The following is a 15790-nucleotide window of genomic DNA, read 5'->3' as shown; positions in this document are numbered from 1 at the left end:
TGCGCACAAGATGGGCTTTGTTGCTGTTTGAGCGCGTAGAGGGTTCGCACAACACGGGCGAACCAGAACTCATTGAACCTCAGGCACAGATTGCCGCGCTCGTAACACCACGATCCCCGGGGTCTTCGCGATGTAGTCCTTGAAGGGAGAGTCTACGACTTCCCGGTTCTTTTTCTTCGAAGAGGCATTACGCAGCACGGGCCCTTCGTCCTTGTTGATAAAGAACCCGGTATGGGTAACGTCGAGGCCGGCGAGTTGGGTGTAGATGCCAACGTAATCGCCAGTCTGCAAACGGCTGATCACATGGTCGTTAACAAACGCGCTGGGGATATAGGTAATCGTGCGCTCGGTCATGGGCACGCCCGGCAAGTAAGCGCTGCCATCGGCTTTTCGATTGAGGCGCTTAACCACGGTTACCGCATGAGGGCTGATTTGCGCGGTGACGTCGTCGGCCAGTTTTTGCTCGGCCTGTGACCAGTCGGTGAAGAAGTGCCGGCGATGCAGGTAATCGAGATTGCCGTTCACATAACGCGTCTGAATGAGGTTTTTGAAGAAGTCCGCTTCATTGTTGGACTTTCTCAGCGCTTCGACGTAATCCAGATAGGTGAAACAGTCCAGGCCCCTGAAGTCGACGACCAATGCTTCCGGCGTGGTAGCAGAGCCCTGCAACCTGTTCGCGGAATAGGGCCGTCCCAAAAACTCCCGTGAAATCAGATTGTTCATCTGCCCTATGTCTTCGGGATTGATCGCTGAGCGTTCTTTGAGCAGGGCATCCAGTTTGCTGGCGGTATAACCATCCATGTTCAGTGGGGCGTGCCCATTTGCGGAGGCTACGTTCTCCACTGCTTTCGTTTTCTCGACGGGCAGCCCAGTCCCGCACGCTGTCAGCATGGATACCAAAAGAAATACAGCAGACCTGCGCATTCGAGTTTCCATCGTTTTCGGCTGTTACGTCGTAAATGGTAATGTTTATTGATAGGTCTGTGGGGATTTTGAGACTGCCGGGGAAAGTTCAAAGCATTTTTTTCGGGAAATACCGACTGGGTACTTCGCCCAGTACTCGACGGAAAACACTGGTGAAGGCACTCGGGCTGCTATAGCCCAGATCAGTTGCCACCCGCGTAATTGCCTCTCCGTTACCCAAACGCACCACGGCCGCCAACAGACATGCCTGCTGACGCCATTCGACAAAGCTGATACCGGTTTGTTGGCGAAACAGCCGGGTAAATGTGCGGCGGCTCATCCCGACCTGCCGAGTCATATCATCAATTCCGGTTTCCAGCGACGGTTGCTCCAGCAGCGTTCGACAGACGTGCACCAGCCGTGGTTCGCTTGGCAGCGGTGCATTGAGCGATAAGGGCGACATGCCGGCTATTTCGTGGAGCAGCAAGGTCATCAAATGTCCGTCCAGATCTTCCTTGGCATACAGTGCCGGAACGTCCATGGCCCGGATCAGCAGTTGTTTGAGCAATGCCGAGACGCCGAATACCTGGCAGTGCGCAGGCAGACCGAGTCGAGCGGCGGCGCGGTTACGGATGTAGGTATTAAGCATGGTCACCGGTCCGCTCATGCTCATCTCATGGGGGACGCCCGCCGGTACCCAGATAGCTCTTTGTGGGGGGACGACCCAGTTGCCCTGGCGAGTGAATACCGTGATGACGCCACAGGCGGCGTAGGCAAACTGGCCACGTCGGTGCGTATGCAGAGCAAAGTGCTGGCCATCCAGATAGTTATTGGCCGTGACCACTGCATCGCGGGGAGTGTTTTCGTAGGGATCTATTTCAGTTTCGCGCATGGCCCGAATTTAATGATTTATGACCTGATAGTGCAAGCGAGCCATTGCCCCTGTTGCGCATAGTGGCGTCGCGGTTGGGGCATACAGCCACTGGCCCGGCATACTGGAAATAGAACTTCATGCAGAAAAAACACCTGATCCTGGCCGTGTTGGTGACGGCTGTCTGGGGTCTGAACTTTCCCATCACCAAACTGGGTCTGGCGGCTATTGATCCACTGCTGCTGACGGCTCTTCGCTTTACGCTGGCGGCGTTGCCGTGGGTGTTTTTTGTCCGGCGGCCGTCGATCGCCATGGGGTGGTTGGCCGCCTATGGATTGATTTTCGGGGTCGCGATGTGGGCGTTGATCAACCTGGGCATCGAACTGGGTGTGCCACCAGGGACCGCAGCCCTGTTGATTCAGTTCAGTGCATTTTTTACCTTGGGTTGGGGGGTGTTGCTGTTTCGCGAGCAATTGAGCCTTGGACAGACTCTTGGGGTGGGGCTTGCAGCGCTGGGTTTGATCAGCATTATTTTCAGCAGCCCGGGCCAGGCAACGACAGTGGGTTATGGCTTGTTGCTGGTGAGTGCATTTAGCTGGAGTGTCGGCAACATCATCATCAAACAGTCAAAGGTCCGGGAAATGTTTGCCTTTGTGGTATGGGCCAGCCTGTTCCCGCCGATCCCCTTACTGGCGCTCACCTGGCTGGCGCACGGTTCCGCTCCGTTTACCTCCCTGGTCGCACACCTTGAATGGGTGTCAGTGTTCTCGCTGTTGTTTCAAGTCTACGCGGCGACACATTTCTGTTATTGGGGCTGGAATCTACTGCTGCGAGAGTACCCGGTTTCGAGGGTGGCACCGCTGTCTTTACTGATACCGGTATTTGGCGTCGCCGGCTCGATGCTGATGCTCGGGCATCGGGTTGATTTCAACGAAGGGATTTCTATTGCGTTGATCCTGTCGGCGCTTGCAGTGGGGTTGATGAAGGGGCGCGAGCGGGTGCGGATTGCACAGGCTGGTGAATAGGAGCGGGGGAGCTGGCGATGTTTGAACGAGCGCGATGAAAGACAGAGCACCGTTTCCGGGCTCCCATTTCGGTAGGTCAGGTGTCTCGACACAATCGCACCTGACGAAAACGTGCCGCTACGAATCCGAGTTAGCCAAGCCCCAGCACCTACCCCAGTTCATGGCCCAGTAGATCAATCAGATGATCCATGGTGACGCGTACAGCGGGGGAGCGCCGTACGTCAGCATGAACAGACATCCAGATATCCCGCGCTGTCGGTTCGTCATCAAGCTCAATCTTGACCAGCGCCGTATCTCGATCAGCGAGAAAACAGGGAAGTATCGCCACGCCGATGCCTGCTCGTGCGGCAGCTAGCTGCGTTGCGACATCGCTACTTTGAAGCACGAAGGGGCGCCCATCTGCGAAGCGTTGTATCCAGCGCTGTTGGGGAATTTGATGGAGCGCCTCCTCAAAGCCAATGAATGTCCAGGTCGGTGAGGGCCTCAACGCATACGCTGGGCTGGCATAGAGGCCGAGCTTCATTGAGCCTACCTTGCGAACAATGCGACCGGCTGTTTCAGGTCGTACGAACCCGATGGCGACGTCCGACTCCCCCTTTTCAAGTGAAGCAACACCTGAGGCCGCGCTGAGAATGACCTTGAGGGCCGGATAGTGCGAGCGCAAGCGGGCGAGACTCGGTGCTATCAATGCACTCGCCAGAATGGGGAGAGCACTCAGTCTCACGGTCCCTGACAAAGGAGCCGTACCACGTGCATGACGGCCTATCGCATCGGTGATGGCTTCCATCGGCATGGCAATCGCGGCCAGCGCCAAGCCGTCCTCCGTGAGTCGCGATGAGCGTGGCAGACGCTCCACCAGTTTCATCCCGAGAGATGTCTCAAGGGCCGTAATACGTCGGCCCACTGTTGCGTGATCGACGCGTAACTCTTTCCCCGCGGCAGTGAATGAGCCGAGGCGAGCAACGACAACAAAATGGTGCAGATCTTGCCAATTCATCATGAGTGCAATTTCGCACACTTGAGTTGCGCCAGCACGCGTTTTCCGGTTTTTCCCGTAACCCTATAGTCCCTGCATGCATCATCAGGCTTACCGCCCTGTGAGCAAATACGGGAAGACAATCATGATTTTGTTCTACGCGGCTGGGGCCAGTTCCCTTGCTCCTCATATTCTCCTGCGTGAAGCAGGCGCCTCCTTTTCGCTTGAGAAAGTTGATCTGATGAGTAAGCAGTGGTCCGGCGGAGATTACGACCTGATCAATCCGAAGTCGTACGTGCCGACCCTGAAAACAGACGATGGGGCGATCCTGACCGAGTGTGCCGTCATTCTGCAGTACATCTCGGATCAGCACTCGGAGCGCAATCTTCTCCCGGCGCAGGGGCGCTTTGAGCGCTATCGCGCACTGGAATGGCTTGGCTTCATTTCGACCGAGGTACACAAGAACTTCATCACGCCCGAGCGGCATGGCGGGGTCAGTGCAAACTTTCTGGCGAAGACGATCGAAGGGCAGAGCGCGACGCGGCGCCTGGTTTCGCCACGACTAGCGTATGTCGATCATGAGCTGCGCGAGAGGGACTACCTGATGGGGGACGGGTTTTGCGCCCCTGACGCCTATCTGTTCACAATGCTAACGTGGGCCAAGCGATTAGAAATCGATCTATCGGCATGGGACAATTTGCAGGCCTATTTCCAGAGGGTCAGTGCAAGGTCGGCAGTGGGCGAGGCATTGAAGGTTGAAGGGCCTCCACATTCTTTGCGTCCTTTACATAACGTTTCCCCCTAACCGCTCTCGGCGAGGGCGCTTACGCGCAACGCGCCATGCCTGGCGCACGTATAAAAAAGCCCGCATTTGCGGGCTTTTTTGCACTATCGGTGCTTACCAAAGCGGTACGACATAACTCACGTAGAGCCGGTTTTCATCCTGCTTGGTCTGGCCCGTCAGGCTAGGGTTGGCCTGGGCGTTTTTCCAGGTCACGCCCAGTCCCTTCAACTTACCATCAGGCACCTGGTAGCTCAGCGCCAAGTCGCGCTCCCATTCGCTGTCGCCGCCTTTAGTTACTTTGATCTTATCGCCGTGCGCGTAGGTGGCCAGAAAGCCAAGGCCTTTGATGCCCAACTGACCGAAGTCGTATTTGTACTGAGCCATCCAGGTTTCTTCGCCAGCATGCTGGAATTTGTTCAGTTGCAGGTTGGTCAGTGCCGGTGTATCAGCGCCGGCGCCAGGACCTTGTCGGGCATCGCCACTGTTAAGCCCGGAGTCCAGGTAAGGGAAGTCACTGTCACCGGTGTTTTTCTGGGCCCCCAAGCCAATGGTGTGGCCCGCCAGGCTGTAGCTTTCCATCAAACTGATAGTGGACTGGTTAATACGCCCCTTGGTCAAGCCGTCACCGTAAGAACCCGCGGTGGCAAAGTCGCTGTCGCCATTCGCGTTGCCGCCTACGCCCAGGCTGCGGTAGGCGCGGAAATCACTGAGGAGGCTACCGACCGGCAGCGCGCTGGTGTGCTTGGCGCCGATGAAGGCTTGTTGGTAGTAGTCCTGAAGTTTGGAGTACCACAGGCTTAAGGTGGTGTCGGCAAGGCCTGTATAGTCAGCACCGCCATAGAGGAAGCGGTCGCTGAGTTTCGCACCGCCGCCAGTGGTCATGTCACTGTCGTTGCTTTCATTGCGAATTTTCGTCCGGACGATGTCGCCAGCCGTGAAGGTGAAGTCGGACAGGTCTTTCGACACCAGTTGCACGCCGGTGTTGGTCTGGTGGTACAGACGCCCATCGGTGTTGGCCAGCATCGGGTTATTTTGGCTGAGCATACCAACGCGCAACTCATCCTTGAGGAAGCGCATCTTGAAGGTCGGGCTCAAGACACTAAAGTCATTAGCGGATTTCCCATCATCCAGCGGGAACATGCTGCCGGGATAACGACTCTGGTGATCCTTGTTATTCAGGTCACCACCAGAGTCGAGCTTGAGGCCGTAAAAGGCCTCAAGATCCAGGCCGAAACCCACAGCACCGTCGGTATAACCGGAGCGGAAATTGAACTGAAAACCCTGTCCCCAGTCGCGGTAACTCTTGGCCTTGGCGGTGCTGCCCACCACGTCACGGCCTTGTTGATTGAGGTAGCGGTTGAGCAGGGTCAAGTCGGCATGGCTGTCGTCGATGAAGTCCGCATGGGCAGGCAACATCGCGCCTCCCAGCAAAGCGCCAACGAGGGATACGGCTAGTTTCTTGATCATCATGGATCTCGTTCACAGGGTAATTCACCCTGCCGACGGACTTGTTCATCCAAGGCAATCCGTTACCCATGCATCGGCAGTTTTGCAGCGCTGATGCCAAGCATTTGAATCGCTGCAATATTTTGAAACGCATTAAGGGCTTCGAATATGACAATTCGGTTACGCGATCTTTAGATGTTCGTTGCATTGACCTGCATATAAAAAAGGCGCTGAAGAAGAAAACGAAGTGTGTCCCCGATGGAGTTCAGTTAGGACGTAGCCAGGAAACAGGTTTGGACAGCGCCGCGAATGACGCTGGTGGAGTTGCGGGAATCGATCATTTCTTTTGCTGACCAGGTCTGGCATCGCGAAGAGCGTGGCGTAACCAATTTCAAATGCAGTGGTTTATGAGTCGAGGCGTAGCCTTACTTGCTCGCATTCGGGATGCGGAGGATATCAAGGGGGGAGGTGGGGAAGGCTGGCAAGCTGAAAGTCGTTTTCAAGCTGGGCCTGATCCAGGTTGAGTATCGCGAGGTTGATCCGCAGGCCCGGAATGGGAAACAACGTCATGCCGCGTTTCTGGCAGAGTTGCTTGCGCAACAAGCTAGAACCCCAGATGCAACAAAGCCCGCACTAGGCGGGCTTTGTTGATGCTTTGTTTGGTGGGCCGGGGTCCTGTCGGGGCGCGTGCGGATTCAGTTCGAGACCGGCGAATCCCTCGGCATCGGTTGCCGCGAAACAACCTATTTCAATAGCTCAATTGGTCATATCTATCTGGCGGAAGGCGAGGAGGGGGCAGTTGCTGAAGTGATGGTAGTGATGCCGGAGTCATGAGGTTGTCGGAGTCAGTTAAAACCAACTTTTTAAACACCCTGAGTCTTCACGTTGTTAGAGTTTATCTGTAAAAAAACAAGGCCTGTAATGGAGTGTGTACACTTTTTTTAAGTGCTGTTCAGCTCGCATTCAGAAAGCGCACGCATCTGGATAGTTTGAATAAATAGGCTGTACTGCTTTTAACAACTCTTTACTTTTGCAATCTGGATGACCCAAAAACAACATGGTAGCCTGCGCGTTTTCAGGGGCGGTAGGGTCACATGAAACGGTTAAAGGAAGTGGCTGTAAATAAGCCATGCTCATTTATTTTCATAATGGCATTTGTTATATTGGCTATTCTGCAATATAAGCCTGCCGTGCTCAATTACACCACGCGCTTTGTCGACTTTGCCCAGTATATGTTGCAGCATGGGATTACGCTGTTTCCAATCGCTGATGATCTGCAGCCATACCCTGATTATACGGTGCTCAACACGCTCCTCGTGTATCTGGTTTCCTTGCCGTTTGGCCGTGTATCCATCCTTTCGATGGGTTTCCCTTTTTGTGTTGCCGCCGCCTTGATGCTGGTGTTTATTTACAAGCTGGGTGCGCTGCATGAAAAAAAATGGGGTGCCTATGGTGTTGTGTTTGCTCTGTTCACTTGGTCATTCTTGGACGGCGTAAACTCCTTGGCGCTGGATGTATACCCTGCACTTTTTACCGTGATGTGCTTCTACCTGGCCTATTCGGGAGAGGTGCATAAACAACGTTTTCGGTTGCTACTGGTACTCGCGGGGCTTGCGCTGGGCTTTGCATTTCGTGGCCCTATTGGCCTGATCGGCCCTGCCAGTGTAGTTGCCTCCTATTATCTGTTAAGCCGGCAGTGGCGCATGCTGGTGGTGTTCTCCTTGTTCGCGGGCCTCGTCCTGGCCACAGGTATTGCAGTGCTGGCATGGGCTGCCTACGTACAAGGTGGTGACGCCTTTCTACAAGAGGTCTTGATCATGCAGGGGTTGGGGCGGTTTGGCAGTGATCACGCGCCCCGTTATTACTTCTATTTCTCTGCAGGCTTGCTGACCTATGGCGTAACCGCTTTTATTGCTTTGAGCGTCATCATCAAGACGGGTAAGTACTTTTTTGAGCGTTCAGCTCATCCGACCACGAACATGCTCTTGTATCTCACGGGCTGGCTCCTTGTGGTAGTCGTGCTGTTCACGATTCCAAGCTCTAAAAAGGCGCGTTATGTACTTTCAATTACCCCCGCCATTTCCTTGTTGGCTGCCTACATTTTTGTAGATCGCAGCCAACTATTTGCAAGCGCCAGAGATAAGCTGTTGGGCTTTTGCTTGAACTTGCCAGTTATTGGGCTGGGACTGTTGCTGCTTGTATTTACATATGGTTTTTATGCTGTGACACCTCTTCGGCCAAACTATTTCGGTGCGTTAGTGGGGTTGATTTCCCTTGTTGCAGTTCGGCCCTGGATGGAGTCGAGTTTCTGCGCGCATCCACATCGTGAGTTTGTGATTTTTTCTTTTGGTGCTATCGCTTTCCTTATATTGGATATGTTTTTCTTTAATTCTATTACTTACAACTTGGAGTTGGCCCATGAGCCGACACCAAAGTTTCTGCCTTATTGGTTTTGGTGAGGTGTTCGGTCAGATGGGTTGAGTTACAACAACTTCAACTTTCGTTTGGCAACCAACAAGGCACTGATGCTAAGGGCGGCCGCGAGTATTAGATAAAAGCTGTGGAAAAGGGGGGAAATTTATTTTTGACGGGTGCCCCCGATGGAGTTCGGCTAGGACGTAGCCAAGGAAATAGGCTTGGACAGCACCGCGAGTGATGCCAGTGAAGTTGCAGGCAACGATCATTTTTTTGCTGACTGGGTCTAGCATCGCGAAGAGCACGGCGTTGATGGTTTCAAATGCGGTGGCTTGCGAGTCGAGGCGTAGCCGTACCTGCTCACATTCGGGTCGCGGAGGATATCAAGGTGGAGGCTGGCAAGCTGAAAGTCGTTTTCAAGCATGGCCTGATCCGGGTTGAGTATCGCGAGGTTGAGCTGCTGGCACGGATTGGAAAACAACGTAATGCCGCGTTCCGGGCCGGCTTTCAACAAAGAGTGCTTGCGCAACAAGCCCCAAGCCCCAAGCCCCAAACCCCAGATGCAACAAAGCCCGCACTAGGCGGGCTTTGTTGATGCTTCGTTTGGTGGAGCCGGGGGGATTTGAACCCCCGTCCGCCAGTACTCCGCTGTCGGTACTACATGCGTAGCCGTGTCTATTAAGTTAACCCTCAGCGACCCGACGGGCAGGGTGCTTTGGGCGAGTTGTGTAAGTTTTAGCCGCTTCGTCCACAACGTACTGCACGGCGATTCTGTTCTATATGACAATCACTTTGGGTTTACAGACATCCCCTGATGATTGCTGGACCCGAAGGTACCAGGAGGGAAGGGCTAAGGCTGCTTACGCAGCGAGAGCGTATTCCCCGTAGGTTTCGTCATTGGCAACTATAGGAAGTTGCAACAGTGGATTTACGAGTTCTGTTACCAACTCGGCATGCACCTAAAGTTTCGCAACCGGCGTCGAATCCTAAACGGCCCCGAACCTGCTGTGTGTAACCAGCAGGTGAACACAGTGTACGCCAATGCGTGGGGCGAGTCGACCTTCTGTCCACGCTTGCGTATCAGAGGCGGATTACTGGCTGTTCTTGTGGCTTTGGACGGACTGCAGCGCTTGCTGCGTCAGGGCTACGCATTCCCGGTCGTTTTTCGCGTCATAGGCGGATTTGGCTTGCTGGAGTTTGCTCGTGGCGTCGCTTTGTGTGGCGGCATCGAGCTTGGTCGCATTGGCCAGTTCGCTGGTGAGTGTTTGAAGATTCCTTGCGCACATATCGCTCTCGTTTGAGGCAAAGGCGTGGGCGGTTGTCAGTGTCGCGCAGATAAGCAGTCCGGCCAGGGCGGATCGCTTCATGGGGTTTCTCCTTGAACAGCGTCGGGAAGCAAGTGGCTTGGGCTTAACAGATAGACTGTGGCGGCGCACAAGGGTTCTTGTGGTGCGAGAAAAATAGCGTTGTTTTCGTCGGCAGGAGAGTACAGCAAAGGGGCTGAGCGCCCCTTGCTGGATAGCGTCGATTTCAGACCGTTTTGGCTTGGGTCACCCGGTCTACCAGGTAAACCAGCCCGTGGTAGTCGATCCCGCCATGCTGGCTCAGGCCGATTTCACAGGTACGACTGGTGGAGATGCCTTCGCTGCAATGCTGCACGGCGTCTTTCAATGTGCGCAGTGAGTGAGCGTTCAGCTCGGGCGTGGTGAAGCCCTTGTCGCCGGCAAACCCGCAGCAGTGAATGCCTTCCGGAATCACCACGTTCTTACTGCAACGTCGCGCCAGATCGATCAACGCCTGGCTCTCGCCGAGGTGCTGAGTGCTGCAGGTCACGTGCACCGCAATCGGCGCTTCCTGGGGCGTGAAGTCCAGTCGGTCGATCAAATGCGTGCGAATGAAGCGCACCGGGTCGTACAGGTCCAGGCGCACATCGCCGAGGTCTTGCACCAGGCGCAAGGTGCAGGGGCTGGTGTCGCAATAGATCGGGTCGAGCCCGCCGCGGCTGGCGTGCAGCAGCGCGCCGATCAGTTCCTGGCGTTTGTGCTCGGCTTGTTCGGCATAACCCTTGGAGGCGAATGGCTGGCCGCAGCAGAGGTTGTCCTGATTGTCCGGCGAAACTACCTGGTAGCCAGCCTTTTCCAGCAGGCCACGGGTCTTGTCGTAGAGTGACATTTGCTCCTTGTCTCCCGCCGCCGGACCCATCACCCGAGACACGCACGCCGCCAGATAGACCACGCGCGGACGCTCGTCGGTCACTGTCGGGCTGAAGCGAATCGCTCGTTCCGGTTGCGGCATGGCGTTGGTCCACTGCGGGATTTGCCCTTTCGACAGCTTGGTCAGCGCAGCAGAAATCTTCGTCAGCCGCGGCGCACCCAGCAGCATCCGCGCACTGTTGGCCACGTGCAGCGTGAAGCGCGCACCTTGCAGCGCGGTGGCGAAATTTCCTTCGAGCCAGTTGGCGGTTTTCGTTCGGGTTGCCGTGTGGCTACGGAGTTTTTTCACCAGTTCGCCGGTGTTGATTCCCACCGGGCAGCGTTGTGCACAGAGGCCGGTGGCGGCGCAGGTGTCGAGGCCTTGATATTGATAAGCCTCTTCCAGCGCCGAGGTGTCGACTCCAGAGCGTTTTTTCGCCTGAATGTCACGCCAGATCACGATGCGCTGGCGCGGGCTCAAGGTCAGGCCTTTTGACGGGCAGACCGGTTCGCAGAAGCCGCATTCGGTGCATTTATCCACAATCTCGTCGGCGGCCGGCAGCGGTTTCAGGTGCTTGAGGTGGATCTGCGGATCTTCGCTGAGCACCACGTCCGGGTTAAGAATCCCGTTCGGGTCGAGCAGGCGCTTGAGCTGCCACATCAACTGATAGGCATCGCTACCCCATTCCAGTTCGACGAAGGGCGCCATGTTGCGTCCGGTGCCGTGTTCGGCTTTCAGCGAGCCGCCAAACTCGACGGCGACCAATTGCGCCACGTCGTCCATGAACGCCTGGTAGCGTGCGACTTCTTCCGGGCTGTTGAAGCCTTGGGTGAAGACGAAATGCAGATTGCCTTCCAGCGCATGGCCGAAAAGGATTGCTTCGTCGTAGTGATGTTTGTCGAACAGCTCGATCAAACGGTTCACACCAGCCGCCAGTTGTTCCACCGGGAAGGTTACGTCTTCGATGATCACCGTGGTGCCGGTTTTGCGCACCGCACCGACAGCGGGGAAGGTGTCTTTGCGGATCGCCCACAGCTTGGCGTTTTCTGCCGGGTCTTGCGTGAAGTCGACCTGTTTCTCCACCGGGAACGCGGCCAGTGAATTCATGATCTGCGCCAGCTGTTCGTGCAACAACGCAGTTGATGCAGCGCGGGATTCGATCAGCAAGGCGCAGGCGTTGGCCGACAGTTGCTGGACGAAGGCCGGCATTCCGGGTTTGTCCTGCACCGAGCGCAGGCTGCGACGGTCGAGCAATTCCACGGCCGAGACCGGTTGGGTTTTCAGCACCGTTACGGCGTTGCAGCAGGTTTCGACATCCGGAAAGACGATCAGCGCCGAGGCTTTGTTCGGATGTTCGATCACCGTGTCGTAGGTCACTGCGCTGATAAACCCCAGCGTGCCTTCGGAGCCCACCAGCAAGTGGCTCAAGATATCCACAGGCTCGTCGAAATCCACCAGGGCATTGAGCGACAGGCCGGTGGTATTTTTCAGACGGTATTTGTGGCGAATCCTTGCGGCCAATTCGCTATTGGCGCGGGTCTCGCGGCCGAGTGTCGCCAGACGTTCCAGCAACTCGGAATGACTGTTGCGAAAAGCCGCGACACTGGTAGCGTCCTCGGTGTCGAGCCGGCTGCCATCGGCCAGTACCAGGCGAATGCCGGCCAGCGTGTGGTAGGTATTTTGCGCAGTGCCGCAGCACATGCCGCTGGCGTTGTTGGCGACGATGCCGCCGATTTTACAGGCATTGATTGACGCCGGATCGGGGCCGATCTTGCGCCCAAACGGTGCCAGCCAAGCGTTCGCCTGTGCGCCGATCACGCCCGGTTGCAGACGGATTTGTGTGCCCTGACTGCGGATCTCGCGACCGTTCCAGTTGTCGCCAAGGACGATCAGCACCGAGTCGCTGATGGCCTGGCCAGAGAGGCTGGTGCCAGCGGCGCGGAAGGTCACCGGCACCCGGTCACGCTGGGCCAGTTTGAGCAGTGCAACCACTTCATCTTCAGACTCGACACGAATCACCAGCTTCGGGATCAGCCGATAGAAACTCGCGTCGGTGCCGAAGGCCAGGGTCGAGAGCGGGTCGTCGAAACGTCGGTCTTGTGGAATCAGTTGCTGCGCATCACGCAGGAAAGCCGCCGGTAGACTCATTGGTCCTCCAGGATCAGCACCACCAGGTCTTTCGGGCCGTGGGCGCCGTAAGCCAGGACTTGCTCGATGTCGGCGGTTTTCGACGGGCCGGATACCAGCAAGGCGTTAGTCGGCATGCCTTGGGCCCACTCGTACTCTTGTTGCACCTGATAAAAGTTGTCGCGAATTTCACTGGCCTTGAGCAGGGTGAAATGCACCGGCGGCACCAGGCTCATCAGCCGTGGTTCTTCGCGGGTCGGCCAGATGATCAAGCTGCCGGTGGCGGCGATCGCTCCGAGGGTGGTAGTCAGGCTGGCAGGGGTGTCGTTGAACAGTTCCGCCTTCCACTCTTCCACCGGACGGTCGTAAGCCTTGAGTGTGGGCAGCTCGGGATTGTTCGCCCAGTGCTGCGTGACACGTTGACCGTGCGGTGTAGTCGGTGCGATCAGCAGGCTCGGCAACTGTCGGTCGCGCAGCAATTGCGCGAGCAACTCGGGCCAGCCTCGCTCGCTGGTCAGGTGTATTTCAGTGTGCACCGCTTCCATCAGTTTGCGCAGTTGCGGGATGCGTTGTTCCGGGGTGTAGGTGTAAGGCTCGGTCACCAGTGCTTCGTCGAAATTGTCAGGCACTGGCGTAGTGCCGGTCAGGCTGTTGCGCAGTTTGGCGAGGATGTTTTGCTTGGCGCTCATCAGCGATCTCCCTGTTTGGCCAGATGCTCGCGGGCCATGTCGTGCAGTGAGCGAGCGGCAGGTTTCGGCGCACTGTGGTTTTGTGTCCACGGGCCAATGTTGTTTGGCGTGAGGGCGCGCAGGCGAGTGGCGAAAAAGCCGAACAGCCGATACAGCGTCGGCGAGCTGTTGAGCTTGGCCCAGGCGTTCCAGATGAAGCGCTCTTTGCGCGAGTACTTGCTGCCTTGGCCGCGCATCACTTGATGAGGGCTGTCTGGGGCTTTGACGTTTTCTTCGCGTAGGCGGCGCAGCAGTGCCGGGATCGGAATTTTTACCGGGCAGACTTCACCGCAGGCGCCGCACAGAGACGAGGCACTCGGATGGTCCGGGACTTTCGCCAGGCCAACCAGGTGCGGGGTGATGATCTTGCCGATCGGCCCCGGATAAACTTCGCCATAAGCGTGGCCACCGATGCGTGTGTAAACCGGGCAATGGTTCATGCAGGCGCCGCAGCGAATGCAGTTCAGCGTCTGGCGCAGTTCGCTGTCGGCAAACGCCTGGCTGCGACCGTTGTCGAGCAAAACCAGGTGCACTTCTTGCGGGCCGTCGAGTTCATGTGCCTTGCGCGGGCCGGAGATCATGTTGACGTAAGTGGTGATTGGCTGACCGAGGGCCGAGCGTGTCAGCAAGGAGAGCAGCGGTACAACGTCGCGCAGGTTTTCGACGACTTTCTCGATCCCGGTAACGGCGATGTGTACCGGCGGCACGGTGGTCGACATGCGGCCGTTGCCTTCGTTTTCCACCAGCAGCAGGGTGCCGGTTTCGGCCACGGCGAAGTTGACGCCGGAGACGCCGATGTCCGCTTCGAAGAATTTCTGCCGCAAGACCTTGCGACCGATCTGAATGAGTTGGTCAACGTCCTTGGTGTATTCCACGCCAAGTTTGTCGTGGAACAAGGACGCGACCTGACCGGCATTCTTGTGGATCGCCGGCATAATAATGTGTGAAGGCTTCTCGTGGTCGAGCTGGACGATGAACTCGCCCATGTCCGACTCAAGGCATTCAACGCCTTGTTCAGCGAGGACATGGTTCATCTCCATCTCTTCGCTGACCATCGATTTGCCCTTGATCACTTGCCGCGCCTCGTGAGCACGGATGATCGACAAGACGATGCCATTGGCCTCGTCCACCGTTTCCGCCCAGTGCACTGTCACACCGTTGCGGGTCAGGTTCTGTTCCAGTTGCTCGAGCAGGTCGGGCAACTTGGATAACGCGCGGGCACGAATAGCATTGCCCAGTGCGCGTAAGTGTTCTCGCTCGAAGGCATCGCTGAAGGACGCTGCCCGCTTTGCCATCAGTGAATCCATTGCACTGCGAAAGTTGTTTCGCAGTTGCTTGTCACCCAACGCCTCGTGAGCCCGGGTGCGAAAATCTTCTTCAACCGCCACCGTTGGAATCAGCGTGGAAGTGCTCATTTCGCACCTCCGGTACGCTGCCAGAGGAAGCTGGCCAGATGTTGGCCGCGTAACGCTTCGTTCTGTTTTTCCAGCGAGCCGTTGATGTTCATCAAACAGCCGCAGTCGGCACTCAGTACCGTGTGTGCGCCGGATTCCTTCAGGGCTTTGGTCTTGTCAGCGACCATTGCACCGGAAATGTCTGGCATTCGGACGCTGAATGTCCCACCAAAGCCACAGCATTCACTTTCGTGATCGTGGTCGACCCGCTTCACGTTGCTCAGCTGCGACAACAACTCGCGACCATGCAAGTGGGTGTTCATCTCCCGCCGTGCCGAGCACGAGGTGTGCAACGCCACTTTGACCGGCTTGCCGCTGTCCTTGAGCTGCACCTTGCAGACGAACAGCAGAAACTCGGCCAGCTCATAGGTCCGCGCTGCAAGGGCCTGGACCTGTTTCAAGGTGTCCGGCTCGTCCTTGAACAAGTCGGCGTAATGTTCACGCAGCATGCCCGCGCAGGAGCCTGAAGGCACCACCACCGGATAATCCCCGGCAAACAGCGCCAGTTGCGAACGCGCTACGGTCCGGGCCTGTTCGGTGTAACCCGAGGTGTAGGCCGGTTGTCCGCAGCAGCTTTGCCCTTGCGGGTACTCCACGCGAATGCCTTCGCGTTCGAGCAAGTGAATCGCGTCCATCCCGGCTTCGGGATAAAACAGGTCGACCACACACGTGCCGAACAGGTAGACCCGCTGCGGTTTCTCGCTGGGGTACTGGCGCGGTTCAGGCAGTGGCGGGGCGACACGGGTCGCGTTCGGCACAGCGTTGTAAAAAAGCTCGCTCATCAGGCGTGTCTCCGGGTGGGCCCGGTTATCCGTCCGCTGAGGCTGCTGACTATAAAGCGGGAAGCTTTCAGCAGCCTTGCAGACCG

The 15790-nt window shown here is 56.7% G+C and carries 13 protein-coding genes, 1 other RNA gene and 1 pseudogene; 4 read left to right on the top strand and 11 right to left on the bottom strand.

The features are described from left to right. Positions 1–69 precede the first annotated feature (69 nt). Both AO353_RS05770 and AO353_RS05765 read right to left on the bottom strand, forming a co-directional pair. Positions 70–924, bottom strand: coding sequence for a DUF1460 domain-containing protein (locus AO353_RS05770; protein ID WP_054594089.1), 855 nt, complete (start codon positions 922–924; stop codon positions 70–72). 88 nt (positions 925–1012) lie between these two features. Continuing rightward, the gene (locus AO353_RS05765; RefSeq protein WP_054594088.1) at positions 1013–1795 is read right to left on the bottom strand and encodes an AraC family transcriptional regulator; all 783 of its coding nucleotides are present in this window, start codon (positions 1793–1795) and stop codon (positions 1013–1015) included. Between the two features lie 119 nt (positions 1796–1914). Here AO353_RS05765 and AO353_RS05760 point away from each other — a divergent pair, with 119 nt between their 5' ends. Further along, positions 1915–2799 carry an EamA family transporter gene (locus AO353_RS05760; RefSeq protein WP_054594087.1) on the top strand — a complete coding sequence of 295 codons (885 nt, stop codon included), beginning with the start codon at positions 1915–1917 and terminating at the stop codon, positions 2797–2799. 148 nt (positions 2800–2947) lie between these two features. On the opposite strand, the gene AO353_RS05755 is transcribed toward AO353_RS05760, so the two are convergent. Further along, positions 2948–3799 carry a LysR family transcriptional regulator gene (locus AO353_RS05755; RefSeq protein ID WP_054598182.1) on the bottom strand — a complete coding sequence of 284 codons (852 nt, stop codon included), beginning with the start codon at positions 3797–3799 and terminating at the stop codon, positions 2948–2950. Between the two features lie 121 nt (positions 3800–3920). On the opposite strand from AO353_RS05755, the gene gstA reads away from it, so the two are divergent. Continuing rightward, positions 3921–4580 (top strand): glutathione transferase GstA, encoded by a 660-nt coding sequence (gene gstA / locus AO353_RS05750; protein WP_173860014.1) that lies wholly within the window; start codon positions 3921–3923, stop codon positions 4578–4580. Between the two features lie 93 nt (positions 4581–4673). Here gstA and AO353_RS05745 read toward each other — a convergent pair whose 3' ends face one another. Beyond that, positions 4674–6026 carry an OprD family outer membrane porin gene (locus AO353_RS05745; protein ID WP_081013703.1) on the bottom strand — a complete coding sequence of 451 codons (1353 nt, stop codon included), beginning with the start codon at positions 6024–6026 and terminating at the stop codon, positions 4674–4676. Positions 6027–6461: 435 nt separating this feature from the next. Beyond that, on the bottom strand, positions 6462–6608 hold the full coding sequence (locus AO353_RS31180; RefSeq protein WP_158246532.1) for a hypothetical protein: 147 nt from the start codon (positions 6606–6608) through the stop codon (positions 6462–6464). Between the two features lie 60 nt (positions 6609–6668). Between AO353_RS31180 and AO353_RS31475 the strand changes: the two are divergent. Beyond that, positions 6669–6839: pseudogene (locus tag AO353_RS31475) on the top strand (XRE family transcriptional regulator); the annotation flags it as partial. Between the two features lie 260 nt (positions 6840–7099). After that, positions 7100–8464, top strand: a complete 1365-nt coding sequence (locus tag AO353_RS05735) for an ArnT family glycosyltransferase (RefSeq protein WP_081013702.1) — start codon at positions 7100–7102, stop codon at positions 8462–8464. 560 nt (positions 8465–9024) lie between these two features. Here the strand turns inward: AO353_RS05735 and ssrA are convergent. The 6 genes from ssrA to AO353_RS05705 all read right to left on the bottom strand — a co-directional run bounded on the left by ssrA (position 9025) and on the right by AO353_RS05705 (position 15704). Next, positions 9025–9418, bottom strand: a transfer-messenger RNA (tmRNA) gene (gene ssrA, locus AO353_RS29525). A gap of 93 nt (positions 9419–9511) precedes the next feature. After that, positions 9512–9787 carry a hypothetical protein gene (locus tag AO353_RS05725; RefSeq protein ID WP_054594084.1) on the bottom strand — a complete coding sequence of 92 codons (276 nt, stop codon included), beginning with the start codon at positions 9785–9787 and terminating at the stop codon, positions 9512–9514. Between the two features lie 163 nt (positions 9788–9950). After that, on the bottom strand, positions 9951–12761 hold the full coding sequence (locus AO353_RS05720; protein ID WP_054594083.1) for an FAD-binding and (Fe-S)-binding domain-containing protein: 2811 nt from the start codon (positions 12759–12761) through the stop codon (positions 9951–9953). Continuing rightward, complete coding sequence (locus tag AO353_RS05715) at positions 12758–13429, bottom strand: LutC/YkgG family protein (RefSeq protein ID WP_054594082.1); 672 nt, start codon at positions 13427–13429, stop codon at positions 12758–12760. Before AO353_RS05715 ends, AO353_RS05720 begins: the two co-directional genes overlap by 4 nt. Beyond that, a complete protein-coding gene (locus tag AO353_RS05710) occupies positions 13429–14883 on the bottom strand; it encodes a LutB/LldF family L-lactate oxidation iron-sulfur protein (protein WP_054594081.1) in 1455 nt (484 codons plus the stop codon). Before AO353_RS05710 ends, AO353_RS05715 begins: the two co-directional genes overlap by 1 nt. Next, a complete protein-coding gene (locus tag AO353_RS05705; protein WP_054594080.1) occupies positions 14880–15704 on the bottom strand; it encodes a (Fe-S)-binding protein in 825 nt (274 codons plus the stop codon). Before AO353_RS05705 ends, AO353_RS05710 begins: the two co-directional genes overlap by 4 nt. Positions 15705–15790: the final 86 nt, after the last annotated feature.

This window comes from Pseudomonas fluorescens (genome assembly GCF_001307155.1).
Classification (GTDB): Bacteria; Pseudomonadota; Gammaproteobacteria; order Pseudomonadales; family Pseudomonadaceae; genus Aquipseudomonas; species Aquipseudomonas helvetica.
This window is presented reverse-complemented; position numbering and strand designations above follow the sequence as displayed.

Bases quoted from the DNA above. Each gene is read 5' to 3' on its own strand.
- AO353_RS05765 (WP_054594088.1), bottom strand. From the start codon at position 1,795: ATGCGCGAAACTGAAATAGATCCCTACGAAAACACTCCCCGCGATGCA.
- AO353_RS05745 (WP_081013703.1), bottom strand. From the start codon at position 6,026: ATGATCAAGAAACTAGCCGTATCCCTCGTTGGCGCTTTGCTGGGAGGC.
- AO353_RS05705 (WP_054594080.1), bottom strand. From the start codon at position 15,704: ATGAGCGAGCTTTTTTACAACGCTGTGCCGAACGCGACCCGTGTCGCC.
- AO353_RS05715 (WP_054594082.1), bottom strand. From the start codon at position 13,429: ATGAGCGCCAAGCAAAACATCCTCGCCAAACTGCGCAACAGCCTGACC.
- AO353_RS05710 (WP_054594081.1), bottom strand. From the start codon at position 14,883: ATGAGCACTTCCACGCTGATTCCAACGGTGGCGGTTGAAGAAGATTTT.
- gstA (WP_173860014.1), top strand. From the start codon at position 3,921: ATGATTTTGTTCTACGCGGCTGGGGCCAGTTCCCTTGCTCCTCATATT.
- AO353_RS05755 (WP_054598182.1), bottom strand. From the start codon at position 3,799: ATGATGAATTGGCAAGATCTGCACCATTTTGTTGTCGTTGCTCGCCTC.
- AO353_RS05725 (WP_054594084.1), bottom strand. From the start codon at position 9,787: ATGAAGCGATCCGCCCTGGCCGGACTGCTTATCTGCGCGACACTGACA.
- AO353_RS05720 (WP_054594083.1), bottom strand. From the start codon at position 12,761: ATGAGTCTACCGGCGGCTTTCCTGCGTGATGCGCAGCAACTGATTCCA.
- AO353_RS05735 (WP_081013702.1), top strand. From the start codon at position 7,100: ATGAAACGGTTAAAGGAAGTGGCTGTAAATAAGCCATGCTCATTTATT.
- AO353_RS05760 (WP_054594087.1), top strand. From the start codon at position 1,915: ATGCAGAAAAAACACCTGATCCTGGCCGTGTTGGTGACGGCTGTCTGG.
- AO353_RS05770 (WP_054594089.1), bottom strand. From the start codon at position 924: ATGCGCAGGTCTGCTGTATTTCTTTTGGTATCCATGCTGACAGCGTGC.